Origin of the sequence: Kitasatospora sp. NPDC048715, from assembly GCF_043198905.1 — a bacterium.
In the GTDB taxonomy this organism is placed as follows: Bacteria; Actinomycetota; Actinomycetes; order Streptomycetales; family Streptomycetaceae; genus Kitasatospora; species Kitasatospora lactacystinica.
This window is the reverse complement of the sequence record NZ_JBICVH010000001.1, coordinates 771,245-784,237: the sequence shown is the minus strand read 5'-3', so window position 1 is coordinate 784,237 and position 12,993 is coordinate 771,245. Positions and strand designations below refer to the sequence as shown.

At 74.2% G+C, this 12,993-nt stretch carries 10 protein-coding genes; 2 read left to right on the top strand and 8 right to left on the bottom strand.

The window, feature by feature from the left end; all coding sequences use genetic code 11:
- Nucleotides 1–25: 25 nt before the first annotated feature.
- From ACGFSC_RS03670 to ACGFSC_RS03660, 3 genes are all read right to left on the bottom strand, one after another.
- Nucleotides 26–1,657: a succinic semialdehyde dehydrogenase gene (locus tag ACGFSC_RS03670; protein ID WP_359911240.1), complete on the bottom strand. Its 1,632-nt coding sequence runs from the start codon at nucleotides 1,655–1,657 to the stop codon at nucleotides 26–28.
- Nucleotides 1,658–1,753: 96 nt separating this feature from the next.
- On the bottom strand, nucleotides 1,754–3,523 hold the full coding sequence (locus ACGFSC_RS03665; RefSeq protein WP_359911237.1) for a serine/threonine-protein kinase: 1,770 nt from the start codon (nucleotides 3,521–3,523) through the stop codon (nucleotides 1,754–1,756).
- Between the two features lie 161 nt (nucleotides 3,524–3,684).
- Complete coding sequence (locus tag ACGFSC_RS03660; RefSeq protein WP_359911234.1) at nucleotides 3,685–4,800, bottom strand: protein kinase; 1,116 nt, start codon at nucleotides 4,798–4,800, stop codon at nucleotides 3,685–3,687.
- 56 nt (nucleotides 4,801–4,856) lie between these two features.
- Here ACGFSC_RS03660 and ACGFSC_RS03655 point away from each other — a divergent pair, with 56 nt between their 5' ends.
- Nucleotides 4,857–5,387, top strand: a complete 531-nt coding sequence (locus ACGFSC_RS03655; RefSeq protein WP_359911231.1) for an SHOCT domain-containing protein — start codon at nucleotides 4,857–4,859, stop codon at nucleotides 5,385–5,387.
- Nucleotides 5,388–5,394: 7 nt separating this feature from the next.
- Here the strand turns inward: ACGFSC_RS03655 and ACGFSC_RS03650 are convergent, their stop codons facing one another.
- Nucleotides 5,395–7,272, bottom strand: coding sequence for a serine/threonine-protein kinase (locus ACGFSC_RS03650; RefSeq protein ID WP_392862321.1), 1,878 nt, complete (start codon nucleotides 7,270–7,272; stop codon nucleotides 5,395–5,397).
- 252 nt (nucleotides 7,273–7,524) lie between these two features.
- Here ACGFSC_RS03650 and ACGFSC_RS03645 point away from each other — a divergent pair, with 252 nt between their 5' ends.
- Entirely contained in the window at nucleotides 7,525–8,088 is a 564-nt protein-coding gene (locus tag ACGFSC_RS03645; protein WP_359897482.1) for a hypothetical protein, read from the top strand.
- Between the two features lie 80 nt (nucleotides 8,089–8,168).
- On the opposite strand, the gene ACGFSC_RS03640 is transcribed toward ACGFSC_RS03645, so the two are convergent.
- The 4 genes from ACGFSC_RS03640 to ACGFSC_RS03625 all read right to left on the bottom strand — a co-directional run bounded on the left by ACGFSC_RS03640 (nucleotide 8,169) and on the right by ACGFSC_RS03625 (nucleotide 12,989).
- Nucleotides 8,169–9,296: a GuaB3 family IMP dehydrogenase-related protein gene (locus ACGFSC_RS03640; RefSeq protein WP_359897483.1), complete on the bottom strand. Its 1,128-nt coding sequence runs from the start codon at nucleotides 9,294–9,296 to the stop codon at nucleotides 8,169–8,171.
- A 229-nt stretch (nucleotides 9,297–9,525) separates the two neighbouring features.
- A complete protein-coding gene (guaB, locus tag ACGFSC_RS03635) occupies nucleotides 9,526–11,028 on the bottom strand; it encodes an IMP dehydrogenase (RefSeq protein ID WP_359897484.1) in 1,503 nt (500 codons plus the stop codon).
- 294 nt (nucleotides 11,029–11,322) lie between these two features.
- Nucleotides 11,323–11,931, bottom strand: a complete 609-nt coding sequence (shbA, locus tag ACGFSC_RS03630; protein ID WP_380356914.1) for an RNA polymerase sigma factor ShbA — start codon at nucleotides 11,929–11,931, stop codon at nucleotides 11,323–11,325.
- A gap of 446 nt (nucleotides 11,932–12,377) precedes the next feature.
- Nucleotides 12,378–12,989 (bottom strand): response regulator transcription factor, encoded by a 612-nt coding sequence (locus tag ACGFSC_RS03625; RefSeq protein ID WP_014136228.1) that lies wholly within the window; start codon nucleotides 12,987–12,989, stop codon nucleotides 12,378–12,380.
- Nucleotides 12,990–12,993 lie beyond the last annotated feature (4 nt).

Genomic DNA, 12,993 nt, shown 5'->3' with positions numbered 1-12,993 from the left:
TGAAGCGGGCCCACGTGAAGCGGGCCTACTTGAAGCGCAGCGCCTTGAGCGCCCGCAGGCCGGCGGTCATCACCGCGGCGAACTGCTTGTCGTCCAGGCCGAACGAGGGCGCGATCGGCATCAGCCGCTGGGTCGCGATGGTCTGCGCCTCGGTGAAGCGCAGGATGCCCTCGGCGCCGTGCCGGCGGCCCAGCCCGGAATCGCCCATCCCGCCCATCGGCGAGGCGATCGAGCCGTACGCGGCGGCGTACGCCTCGTTGACGTTGACCGTGCCGGTGCGCAGCCGGGCCGCGACCGTCCGGCCGCGCCGCAGGTCCCTGGTCCAGACGCTGGAGTTGAGGCCGTACGGCGTGGAGTTGGCGGCGGCCACCGCCTCCTCGTCGGTGTCGAAGCGGTAGACGGAGACGACCGGGCCGAAGGTCTCCTCGGCGCAGACCGCCATGTCCGGGGTGACGCCGTCGAGGATGGTCGGCTCGAAGAAGAACGGACCGAGATCCGGCCGGGCCCGTCCGCCGGCAACCACGGTGGCACCCGCCTTGACCGCCTCGTCGACGTGCCGGGTGGTGGTCTCCAGTTGGCGGACGGAGACCAGCGAGCCCATGTCGGCGCCGTACGCGAGGCCGCCGCCGAGGCGCAGCGCCCGGGTGCGGGCGGCGAAGCGCTCCAGGAACTCGTCGGCCACCGAGCGGTGCACCAGCAGCCGCTCGATCGAGATGCACAGCTGTCCGGCGGAGGAGAAGCAGGCCCGCACGGCGCCGGCGGCGGCCGCGTCGAGGTCGGCGTCGGCGAGCACCAGCATGGCGTTCTTGCCGCCGAGTTCGAGCGAGGCGCCGACCAGCCGGGCGGCGGCGCGCTGGGCGACGTCGCGGCCGGTACGGGTGGAGCCGGTGAACGAGACGTAGTCGGCGTGCTCCACCACGGCGGGGCCGATCACCGGGCCGTCGCCGATCACGATCTGCCACAGGTCGGCCGGCAGCCCGGCCTCGATCAGCAGCTCGCGGGCCCACAGCGCGGTCAGCGCGGTCTGGGTGTCGGGCTTGTTGACCACCGCGTTGCCGGCCACGAAGGCGGGCAGGGCGTCGCCGACGGACAGCTCCAGCGGGTAGTTCCACGGCGAGATGTGGCCGACCACGCCCTTGGGCCGGCGGGCCTCGACGGCCTGGGTGAGCACCGGCAGCGCGCCGCCGCGCCGCTTGTCCCGGAGGTATCCGTGCGCGGCCCGCCCGTAGTGCCGGGCGGCCATGGCGACGGCCAGCACCTCCTCGAAGGCGTGCAGCCGGGCCTTGCCGGTCTCCGCCTGGACGAGGTCCAGCACCTCGTCCTGCCGCTTGAGCAGCAGGTCGTGGAAGCGCAGCAGGACGGCGGCCCGGCGGCGCACCGGCAGCGCGGCCCAGGCGGTCTGGGCGCGGCGGGCCAGCTGGAAGGCGACCTCGACGTCGGCCGGGGTGGACTGCGGCAGGCTGGCCAGCCGCTCGCCGGTCAGCGGGGCGACGGTCTCCACCAGGTCGGGCTCGCCGGTGGCGGTGACGCCGGTCGCCAGCTTGGCGACCAGGGACGGCGGGACGGCCGCGGCGACGGTCCGCGCGCCGCCGGGTGCCGCCGGGTTGCCCGTGCCGGGGTGTTCGGTGGCCACTGCGTCTGCTGTGAGGTCCGACATACGGCGCAGCCTAGGCGTTCGGCGCCCGGTCCGGTACCCGTCGGTAACAAGAATCTGCCGCAGTCGGGTGAAAGCGGGCGCCTCGACCGGCCCCGGTCAGCGGGTCGGGGTGAAGCTGTTGAGCACGGCGTAGAAGCGCTGCTCGGCCTCGTTCCACTCGCTGCCCCGCTCCGGGCTGGACGAGTAGATCGCGTAGCTGGTGCCGTCCTGGCTGATGAACTCGGTCTCGATCGCGCGCCGGCGGCCGCCCTCCTTGGCCAGGTAGCTGAACTCCCAGACCGCCGCCTCCTGGCCCTTCACCGCCGTGCCGGCCATCCGGTGCTGCTTGTAGTCCTTGAGCGACTTGGAGACGCTGGCCTCCATCTGCCGCATGTGCTCCAGCGGCTTGACCGACTGGCCGACGGTGACGGCGAACTGGAGGTAGTGCACCTTGCCGTCGGGGCTGTAGAAGATCTGGTTGTCGCCGGCGCTGATCCGCTGCCAGGGCGGGGTGCCGTTCGGCAGCGGGAAGCGGAAGCCGGCCGGGTCGTCGACCCAGTGGTAGCCGTTGGGCGGTGCCACCGCGGGGGTGGCGTCGCTGGTGGGTTCGGGCCCGGTGGATTCCGCGGCGGTCGGCGTCGGGTCGTTGGGGCTGTCGCCGCCGACCACGTGCCGGGTGACCAGGAAGGTGCCCGCGGCGGCCAGCAGGCCGACGGCCACCGCGATGCCGACGATCTTCAGCAGGCTGCGGCGCTTGGCCGGTCCCCGCTCGGGCGTGACGGAGTGCGGCACCGGCGCGATGGGCCCGGTGTGCGCCCGGGCAGCGGCCTGTGCGCCCCCGGTGGTGTCCGGTTCGGCGGGCACGGCGGGGACGACGGGGACGACGGGGACGGCGGGCGCGGCGGGTGCGGCGGCCTTCGGCTCGGTCGGCTCCTCGGAGCCCTCGGCCGGCTCCGCCTCGGGCACCGGGCCGTCGCTGCGGTCCACCACCGGCACCGACCGGGTGGGCGTGCGCACCGCCGCAACCGACTTCAGGCCCATCGTGTGCCCGGCCTGCACCTCGGCCAGCATCCTGGCCGCCTCGTCCGCGGTGGGCCGCTCGGCCGGGTCCTTGGCCATCAGCGCGGCCAGCACCGGCCCCAGCGGCCCGGCCCGCCGCGACTCCGGCAGCGGCTCGTCGACCACCGCGGCGAGCGTGGTGATCGGCGAATCCCGCCGGAACGGCGACTGGCCCTCGACCGCCGCGTACAGCGTCGCCCCGAGGCCCCACAGGTCGGAGGCCGGCCCGGGCCGCTGGCCCTGGGCACGCTCCGGCGCCAGGTAGTCCGGCGACCCGACCAGGTCCCCCGGCCGGGTCAGCTCGGTCGAGCCCTCGTACTTCGCGATGCCGAAGTCCAGCAGCACCACCCGCCCGGTGCCGCGCTCCAGCAGCACGTTGGCCGGCTTCACGTCCCGGTGCAGCACGCCCAGCTGGTGGCCCCGGTGCAGCGCGGCCAGCACCTGGCTGCCGACCTCGGCGGCGGCGCGCGGCTGCAGGGTGCCGTCCTGGCTGATCACGTCGGCCAGCGAGCGGCCGTCGACCAGCTCCATCACGATCCACGGCCGGCCGTCCTGCTCCAGCACGTCGTGCACGGTGATCACACCGGGGTGCTTGATCCGCGCGGCCGCGCTGGCCTCGCGCTTCATCCGGGTGTGCAGGATCTGGAGGTCCTCCTCGGGCAGGTGGTTGACGGTCAGCTCCTTGACCGCGACCTCGCGGTCGAGCATCCGGTCCCAGGCCCGCCAGACGGTGCCCATGCCGCCCCGGCCGAGCCGCTCGCCGAGCTCGTACCGCCCGGCCAGCAACCGCTCCGCCTCGGCCGCCTCCGGCCGGTCCTGCACGCCCATCTGCGCCCGCTCCCCCACACACTCCGCCAGCCGTCACAGCGACGGAGGGCCTGGTGCAGACCACTGTTCGAACAAATCCCACGCACACATTAGGCGCACCTTGCCGCCCCGGGTAATCACGCCCACCCGCTGAACCGCAGGACCGGAATCCCGGCGGATCGTCAGCCCGCGAACAGCACCACCGCGACAATTCCCAGCGCGAGCAGCGCAAACACTCCACCGACCAACAGCGGGCCCAATAGGGCCGGGGGTATCCGGGGCGGCTTCGCACCGTTTCCTGCCCCGAAGTCCCCGCCGTTCCCGCCCTTTCGGGCACTCCTGCCGCCCCCGGGGCGCCCGGTCCTCCCGCCCCGCCGGCGCGGCTGCCGCGACTCCGGCGGCGCGGGCACCGCGACCGCCGCCGCCCGCTCCTCGTCGACCGGCTCCGGCGCCCCCGCCAGCAGCTCCGCCAGCTCCCCGCGCACCGCCTCCGCCGTCGGCCGCCGCACCGGATCGGCCTGCAACAGCCGCTCCACCAGCGGCCCGAGCGGCCCGCACACCACCGAGGGCTCGCGCCGCCCGTCCCGTACGGCCGTCACCAGCTCCGGCACGTTCCGCTCCGGGTACGGCGCGCGGCCGGTGACCATCCGCTGCACCAGCACCCCGAGCGCCCAGCAGTCGCCCGCCGGGCCGCCGTCCAGCGGCCAACGCTCCGCCACCGGGCCGACCAGGGTCGCCCGCACCTCGTACCGGCGCCGCCCGGCCGGCCCGCCGAGCTCCTCGGCCAGCGCCTCCTGCGCCACCCCGGCGAGCAGTCCGCCGAGCATCGCCGCACCGTCCTCGCAGACCAGCACGGACTCCGCGGTCAGGTCGCCGTGGGTCAGCCCGGCCGCGTGCAGCGCCCGCAGCGCGCCGGCCAGGTCCGCCGCCAACTCGGCCGCCCGGTACGGCGGCAGCGGCCCCTCGGCGAGCAGCTCGGCCACCGTCCACCCGGCGGGCCGCTCCTCCACCGTCCACAGCAGCTCGCCCTCGACGAACGCGCCGACCCCCCGCAGCAGCCGCGGGTGCGCGACCGGCGCGGCCGAACCGACCGCCGCCACCCGCCGCACCAGGCGGTCCGCCTGCGCCGCGGCGGCGTCCTCCGGATCCTGCCCCACCGTCAGCAGCCCCGGCAGCTCCAGGGCGCTCAGCAGCACCGATTCTCCGGTCCGCTCGTCCACCGCGTGGGCGCTCAGCGGTCCGGGACGGTCCGTCAGCCGGTACCGTCCCGCCAGCAACAGCTCGGGGCCGCCTCGCATGCCAGTTCCTCTCGCTCGCCGACCAGCCTACTGAGCGGCTCCCTTAGGCTCGATCCATGGACTGGACCGATCTGATCGACACCGCCCTCGAGGCGTCCGGGAACAGCAGCAAGGCCAACCAGGCCGAGGCCGTCCGCGCCATGGAGGCGACCGTCATCGACGGCGAGAAACCGGTCGCCTCCACCGCCGGGCGCCACCCCGAGCACTTCCGCAAGGGAGTGCTCGTGCTGACCACCCATCGGCTCCTGTTCCTGAAGGACGGCAAGCCGCCGGTCCCGGTTCCGCTCGCCGCCGTCAGCGACGTCACCGTGACCCGCACCAAGCTCAACGGCGAAGTGCTCCTGGTGGTGGCGCTCACCGGCTCGCACCGCTTCGAGGACGTGGTCAAGGCCGAGTTCTTCGCCGAGCGGCTCCGGGCCGCCGCCCGCACCGCCCGCAACACCCCGAAGGCCCTGCCCGCCGAACCGGCCGGAGCCGCCACCGGCGAACAGCTCATCAACCAGCTCGAACGGCTGGCCGCCCTGCGCACCTCCGGCGCCCTCACCGAGGACGAGTTCACCCGCGCCAAGCAACGCCTGATCGGTTAGAGCCCGTCTACGGCGCGGGCTGGAAGCTGTTGAAGACGACGTCCCGGACCGGGGCCTGGGCGGCCCACTCGGCGTCCGGGACGATCCAGTAGATCGAGTACCCGTACTTGGCCGGGGTCCCGGTCACGAAGCCGCGGTTGAGCGAGTGCATCCTGGGCGTGCCGTTGGTCCACTCCCAGTCCGCGGCGTTGCTCCACTGCCGGTAGGTGATCGCCGCCAGGTTCAGCCGCTGGTAGTTGGTGACCTGACCGCGGACGCTCGGCTCCGACTCCTGCCAGTCGGCGACCGCGCTCGCACCGGGCGACGTGGTCCACTCGATCCGCAGCTGGCTGCCGTCCGCCGCGTTCTTGAAGATCCGCCGGTTGGCGTCGGACGAGGCCGGCTGCAGACCGTCCGGCAGCACGACCGAGAAGCCGCTCGGGTCCTTGTACTCGTGGTACCCGGCCGGCACGCCCCCCGGCGTGGGCTGCGCCGGGGTCTGGACCGGTGCCGGGGGCTGCACGGGAGCCGCCGGCGCACCGGCCGACTGCGCGGGCGCGTCCGGCACCGCGGCCGGGTCGCCGGTCGGCTGCGGCGCGGGTCCGCCCGCCGGCGGCGCCGCCGGCGGGCTCGACTCCGGCTCCGTACCCGCCGCCGCCGGCGCGGTGGCCCCCGCGCTCTGCGCGGCCCCGCCGCCCGACCCGCCGTCCTCGTTGCCGACCATCCGGAGCACCGCCACCACCCCGGCGATCAGCAGCAGCACCACGATCACGGTCGCGATGGCCAGCCGCCGCCGACCGGTGCGCGGATCGGCCCCGGCCGCCTGGGTCGCACCCATCGTCCACTCACTGGTCACCGGCCGGATCGACTCCGGCTCCGGCGCCTCCGGCTCCCCGGCCGGCTTCTCGACGGGCTCCTCGTCCTGGGCCCGGCTGCCGACCCGGACCGTCCCCAGCAGCCCGGCCACGGGCCGCTCGCGGCCCTCCTCGGCCTGCTCCGGCTCCTGCTTCGCGGGCTCCGGCGCCGCCTTCTCCACCGGCACCGCGTGCTCGGTGGTCGACTCCGCCCGCGCGGTGGACTCCGCGACCACCCGCTTGAGCATCGACCGGGTCTGCGAGGCGTCCAGGCGCTCGGCCGGGTCCTTCGCCAGCAGCCCCTCGATCACCGGCCGCAGCGGCCCGGCGTTCACCGGCGCCGCCAGGTCCTCGGTCATCACCGCGGTCAGCGTGGCCAGCGCGGAGCCCCGGTCGTACGGCGGCCGGCCCTCGACCATCGCGTACAGCGTGCCGCCCAGCGACCACAGATCGGCCGGCGGCCCGGGCTTCTGCCCGCGGGCCCGCTCCGGCGAGATGTACGAGGGCGCGCCGACCAGCATCCCGGTCGAGGTGACGGAGGCGTCGCCCTCCACACTGGCGATGCCGAAGTCGGTGAGCACCACCCGGCCGTCCTCGCCGATCAGCACGTTGGACGGCTTGACGTCCCGGTGCAGGATGCCCAGCGCGTGCGCCGCGCTCAGCACACCCAGCACGTCCAGCGCGATCTCCGCGGCCCGGGCGGGCTCCAGCGGCCCGTCCTCCCGCACCACGTCGGCCAGCGAGCGGGACTCGACCAGCTCCATGACGATCCACGGCCGGTCGTCCTCGTCGACCACGTCGAAGACCGTCACCGCCGAACTGTGCCGGATCCGCGCGGTCGCCTTGGCCTCGCGCAGCGTCCGGGTGATCAGCCGGTGCTTCTCCTCCTCGTCGACGCTGGCGTTCATCCGCAGTTCCTTGACCGCGACGGTCCGGCCCAGCATCTCGTCCTCGGCGCGCCAGACCGTGCCCATGCCACCGCGCCCGAGCACGCCGTTCAGGCGGTAGCGGCCGGCCAGGAGGCGGCCGGTGGAACCCTTCGCCTGGGTCATTCGGAACGTTCCCCCATGTGCTGCTGGCGGTCGTGGTGACGGCACGTCGGCCCGACCTGGGGCCCGGACGCCCAAGCCTCCATCATCTCCTGTCCGGAGGGCCCGCGACCACCCGCCCCCGCCACAAGCCGGGACGAACCGGAACGGGCGCGGCGCTCCGTGCTCGATCTGTGATCGAAAACTCGCCAAGATCTGCCCGAACCACTGCTACCGTTCGGCAGCTCATCGTCTTTCCGGGGGGATTCGACGCCCATGACCGCACCCGCGCCGGGCACTGACGGCCCATCGACCCGGCCCCGCACCGCCGAGCACTACTCGGTCGCGCCGCCCCCGGCCGCCCCCGAGGGCTACGTCGCCCCCGGCATGCCCGGTGCCCCCGTGGCCGGTTTCGAACCCACCGAACCCCCGCTCCGGCCCGTCCCCCGCCGCCGCACCGCCCTGGCCGTGGCCCTCGCCCTGCTCGCCATGCTGATCGGCGGCCTGGCCTACGGCAGCGCCCCCCTGCGCGCCGCCGACAGCCTCGGCTGGCTGGCCATCGCCCCGGCCGGCCTGGTCGCCCTCCCCCTCGGCCGCCTCGGCGGCAAGAGCCGCTCGCTCCCCCCGCTCGGCGCCCTCCTCGCCGCCGGCGCCCTCCTCCTCGGCCAACTGATCGAACACCTCCGCCGCCTGCGCGCCGAGGGCCCCGCCCCCCACGGCCTGCTGCACGACACCGTCACCGCCTGGCGCGCCGACCTCCGCCCCCTCGACGCCGCCTTCTACACCATCGCCCTCATCGGCGGCTTCCTCCTCACCCGCCGCACCGCCACCCGGAGCTGACGCCGGCGCCCCTCCCGCAAGCCCCCCGAAAACCCCGAAGGCCCCCGCCGATTCCCGGCAGGGGCCTCCGTCGACACCCGTCAGCGGTGGTCGAGCGCCGGGTTCACCGTCACCTCGACCCGCTGGAACTCCTTGAGCTCCGTGTACCCCGTGGTGGCCATCGCGCGCCGCAGCGCACCGAACAGGTTCATGGTCCCGTCCGGGGTGTGCGAAGGCCCGGTGAGGATCTCCTCGGTGGTGCCGACCGCGCCGAGGTTCACCCGCTTGCCGCGCGGCAGCTCCTCGTGGACGGCCTCCATCCCCCAGTGGAACCCCTTGCCCGCGGCGTCGGTCGCGCGGGCCAGCGCGGCCCCGATCATCACCGCGTCCGCGCCGCAGGCGACCGCCTTCGGGATGTCCCCGCTGTAGCCGACGCCCCCGTCCGCGATCACGTGCACGTAGCGCCCGCCGGACTCGTCCATGTAGTCGCGACGGGCGGCCGCCACGTCGGCCACGGCGGTCGCCATCGGCACCTGGATGCCCAGGACGTTCCGGGTGGTGTGGGCGGCGCCCCCGCCGAACCCGACCAGGACGCCGGCGGCGCCGGTGCGCATCAGGTGCAGCGCGGCGGTGTAGGTGGCGCAGCCGCCGACGATCACCGGAACGTCCAGCTCGTAGATGAACTGCTTGAGGTTGAGCGGCTCGGCGGCGCTGGAGACGTGCTCGGCCGAGACGGTGGTGCCGCGGATGACGAAGACGTCGACGCCGGCGTCGACCACGGCCTTGGAGAACTCGGCGGTGCGCTGCGGCGAGAGCGCGGCGGCGGTGACCACACCGGAGTCGCGGACCTCCTGGATCCGCTGCTTGATCAGCTCGGCGCGGATCGGCGCCGCGTAGATCTCCTGGAGGCGGCGGGTCGCGGTGGACTCGTCGGTGATCGCGGCGATCTCGTCCAGCAGCGGCTGCGGGTCCTCGTAGCGGGTCCACAGGCCTTCGAGGTTCAGCACGCCCAGACCGCCGAGGCGGCCGATCTGGATGGCCTGCTGCGGCGAGACCACGCTGTCCATCGGGGCGGCCAGGAACGGCAGCTCGAAGCGGTACGCGTCGATCTGCCAGGCGATCGAGACCTCCTTCGGGTCCCGGGTACGGCGGCTGGGGACGACGGCGATGTCGTCGAAGGCGTACGCCCGTCGGCCGCGCTTGCCTCGCCCGATCTCGATCTCAGTCACTTCGAGCCCTTCTGCTTTGTTGCTCATGCCCGCGCCGGGTCACCCCGGCCGCACCCCAGTATCCCGTACCGCCGCTGGTCCCGCCCCGACGGCCCACGGCCCGGACACGCCCCGGAGGCCTCCGGCCGCGTCCGGAGCCGCGCCCCCGCGCCGCACCCCCGACGCACGCCGGGCAGCCCGAAGGGCCCGTCGCCGCGGTGCGGCAGCGGGCCCTTCGGGGTTCAGCGGGTCAGCGGGCCGAGTAGTTCGGCGCCTCGACGGTCATCTGGATGTCGTGCGGGTGGCTCTCCTTGAGGCCCGCCGAGGTGATCCGGACGAACCGGCCCTTGCTCTCCATCTCGGCGACGGTGGCGGCGCCGACGTAGCCCATGGTCTGGCGCAGACCGCCGACGAGCTGGTGCAGCACGGCCGACAGCGGGCCGCGGTAGGGCACCTGGCCCTCGATGCCCTCGGGGACGAGCTTGTCGTCCGAGGCCACCTCGGCCTGGAAGTAGCGGTCCTTGGAGTACGAGCGGCCCTGGCCGCGGGACTGCATGGCGCCGAGCGAGCCCATGCCGCGGTAGGACTTGAACTGCTTGCCGTTGATGAACATCAGCTCGCCCGGGGACTCCTCGCAGCCGGCCAGCAGCGAGCCGAGCATCACGGTGTCGGCACCGGCGGCGAGCGCCTTGCCGATGTCGCCCGAGTACTGCAGGCCGCCGTCGCCGATGACCGGCACGCCGGCCGCCAGGCAGGCCTGGGCGGCCTCGTAGATGGCGGTGACCTGCGGGACGCCGATGCCGGCGACCACGCGGGTGGTGCAGATGGAGCCGGGGCCGACGCCGACCTTGACGCCGTCCACGCCGGCGTCGATCAGCGCCTGGGCGCCGTCCCGGGTGGCCACGTTGCCGCCGACCACGTCGATCTTGACCGCCGACTTGATCTTCGCGATCCAGGCCAGCGCGTTGTGGCTGTGGCCGTGCGAGGTGTCCACCACCAGGAAGTCCGCACCGGCCTCGACCAGGGCCTGGGCCCGGTCGAACGCCTCGGCGCTGGCACCGACGGCGGCGCCGACCAGCAGCCGGCCCTCGGCGTCCTTGGCCGCGTTCGGGTACTGCTCGGCCTTGACGAAGTCCTTGACGGTGATCAGGCCCTTGATCCGGCCCTCGTCGTCGACCAGCGGCAGCTTCTCGATCTTGTGGCGGCGCAGCAGGGCCATCGCGTCCACCCCGGAGATGCCGACCTTGCCGGTGATCAGCGGCATCGGGGTCATGATCTCGCGGACCTGGCGGCTGCGGTCCGACTCGAAGGCCATGTCGCGGTTGGTGACGATGCCGAGCAGCTTGCCGGCCTCGTCGGCGATCGGCACGCCGGAGATGCGGAACTTGGCGCACAGCGCGTCGGCCTCGGCCAGGGTGGTCTCCGGGCCGACCGTGATCGGGTCGGTGACCATGCCGGACTCGGAGCGCTTGACCAGGTCGACCTGGTTGGCCTGGTCCTCGACCGACAGGTTGCGGTGCAGCACGCCGACGCCGCCCTGGCGGGCCATGGCGATGGCCATGCGCGACTCGGTCACCTTGTCCATCGCCGCGGACAGCAGCGGGATGTTGACGCGCACGTTCCGGGAGACCCGCGAGGAGGTGTCCACCTGGTTCGGCAGCACCTCGGAGGCCCCGGGCAGCAGCAGCACGTCGTCGTACGTGAGCCCGAGCATCGCGAACTTCTCGGGTACGCCTGCGGCGTTGTAAGACATTTGGGGGGTACCTTCCGTGGCCGGCCTTATCCGCTCACGCCCGAGGGTGGGGGCGCATTCATCGCTCACTCGCGCAGACCGCCGAAGCCGGATGCAATGGGAGGATCCTCCAAGGGGACCCAGAGCGCACCCGTCAAACTTTGGCAACCCGCCCAGGCGCCGATACCCCATGGTACTGGCACCGCGAATGTGTCCTCGTGTGCCCTTGACAACAACCCGGCCCCGTGGCTCATTCCGCCCGGAAACGGTGGAAAGAGTGCGGATCGGGACGGGCGGCCGGATCGGGGGACCCGATCAGGAGGACTCCTCCGCGAGGGCCCGCAGCCGGCTGAGCGCCCGGTGCTGGGCGACCCGGACGGCGCCGGGCGACATCCCGAGCACCTCGCCGGTCTCCTCCGCCGACAGCCCGGCGGCCACCCGCAGCAGCACCAGCTCGCGCTGACGGGCCGGCAGGTTGGAGAGGAGTTCCTTCGCCCAGGCGGCGTCGCTGCTCAGCAGCGCCTGCTCCTCGGGGCCGAGCGCCTCGTCCGGCACCTCGGGCAGGTCGTCCTGCGGCACGACGGTCGAGCCGGGTCCGCGCATCGCGGCCCGCTGGAGGTCGGCGATCTTGTGCGCGGCGATCCCGTACACGAAGGCCTCGAACGGGCGCCCCTGGTCCTTGTACCGGGGCAGCGCGCAGAGCACGGCCACGCAGACCTCCTGCGCGACGTCGTCCACGTGGTGCCGGGCCCCGCCGGGCAGCCGGACCAGCCGGGCGCGGCAGTACCGCAGCGCCAGCGGGTGGACGTAGGCGAGCAGCGCGTCGATCGCCGGGCCCTCGCCGCGGACCGCGGCCGCGACCAGTTCGCCCATCAGCGGCGAGCCGCCCGTGCCGAGCACCGGCGGGCGGTCCGGGCCGGTCATGCCGACGGGACCGTCGGAGTCGGCGTACGACGGATCACGGCCCGGACCGGAGGGCTCGGCCTCCGCCGGGTCCGCCTGGCCGGCCGTACCGGCGACGTCGTCGCGCATCGGTCCATGGTGCCTGGTCGAGCGGGAAAACGCGGCACCGCGTCCGGAGTTGTGCACCGGAACGTTATGCGCTGCGGCACCGTAGGGCGTGCCCCGCACCACCGGCCCCTCCTGCACCGTGCCGCCTCCCGCCCCGCCGCGATCGGTGGTGGTCCCGTCCGTCGCGCCGTCCGCCGAGTGTCCTGCGGCTGCGTGGTTCGCCGCAGTGCCTGTCCGCTGGTCCCCGAGGTGCTCCACTCCTCCATGGTGCAACCTCGGGACCGTAACGTCACACGCCTGTGCGGCACCCGCTCCGGGAACCGCCGGCGGCACGCCGCACCCGGCGGCGCCGCCGGTGGTCAGCGGACCAGGCCCCAGCGGAAACCCAGCGCCACCGCGTGCGCCCGGTCGGAGGCCCCGAGCTTCTTGAACAGCCGTCGGGCGTGGGTCTTGACGGTGTCCTCGGAGAGGAACAGTTCACGGCCGATCTCGGCGTTGCTGCGGCCGTGGCTCATGCCCTCCAGCACCTGGATCTCACGCGCCGTCAGCGTCGGCGCCGCGCCCATGTCGGGGCTGCGCAGCCGGCGCGGGGCGAGCCGCCAGGTCGGGTCGGCGAGGGCCTGGGTGACGGTGGCCCGCAGCTCGGCGCGCGAGGCGTCCTTGTGCAGGTACCCGCGGGCGCCGGCGGCCACCGCGAGCGCGACGCCGTCGAGGTCCTCGGCGACGGTGAGCATGATGATCCGCGCGCCGGGGTCGGCGGACAGCAGCCGCCGGACCGTCTCGACCCCGCCGAGGCCGGGCATCCGGACGTCCATCAGAACGAGATCGGAGCGGTCGGCCACCCAGCGGCGGAGGACCTCCTCCCCGTTCGTCGCGGTGGTGACCCGGTCCACACCGGGTACGGTCGCGACCGCGCGGCGAAGCGCCTCGCGGGCGAGCGGGGAATCGTCGCAAACGAGAACGGAAGTCATGACC

Excerpts from the sequence above, each read along its gene's own strand:
- ACGFSC_RS03645 (WP_359897482.1), top strand. The coding sequence starts at position 7,525 with ATGACCGCACCCGCGCCGGGCACTGACGGCCCATCGACCCGGCCCCGC.
- shbA (WP_380356914.1), bottom strand. The coding sequence starts at position 11,931 with ATGACCGGCCCGGACCGCCCGCCGGTGCTCGGCACGGGCGGCTCGCCG.
- ACGFSC_RS03665 (WP_359911237.1), bottom strand. The coding sequence starts at position 3,523 with ATGGGCGTGCAGGACCGGCCGGAGGCGGCCGAGGCGGAGCGGTTGCTG.
- ACGFSC_RS03660 (WP_359911234.1), bottom strand. The coding sequence starts at position 4,800 with ATGCGAGGCGGCCCCGAGCTGTTGCTGGCGGGACGGTACCGGCTGACG.
- ACGFSC_RS03670 (WP_359911240.1), bottom strand. The coding sequence starts at position 1,657 with ATGTCGGACCTCACAGCAGACGCAGTGGCCACCGAACACCCCGGCACG.
- ACGFSC_RS03625 (WP_014136228.1), bottom strand. The coding sequence starts at position 12,989 with ATGACTTCCGTTCTCGTTTGCGACGATTCCCCGCTCGCCCGCGAGGCG.
- ACGFSC_RS03655 (WP_359911231.1), top strand. The coding sequence starts at position 4,857 with ATGGACTGGACCGATCTGATCGACACCGCCCTCGAGGCGTCCGGGAAC.
- ACGFSC_RS03650 (WP_392862321.1), bottom strand. The coding sequence starts at position 7,272 with ATGACCCAGGCGAAGGGTTCCACCGGCCGCCTCCTGGCCGGCCGCTAC.
- guaB (WP_359897484.1), bottom strand. The coding sequence starts at position 11,028 with ATGTCTTACAACGCCGCAGGCGTACCCGAGAAGTTCGCGATGCTCGGG.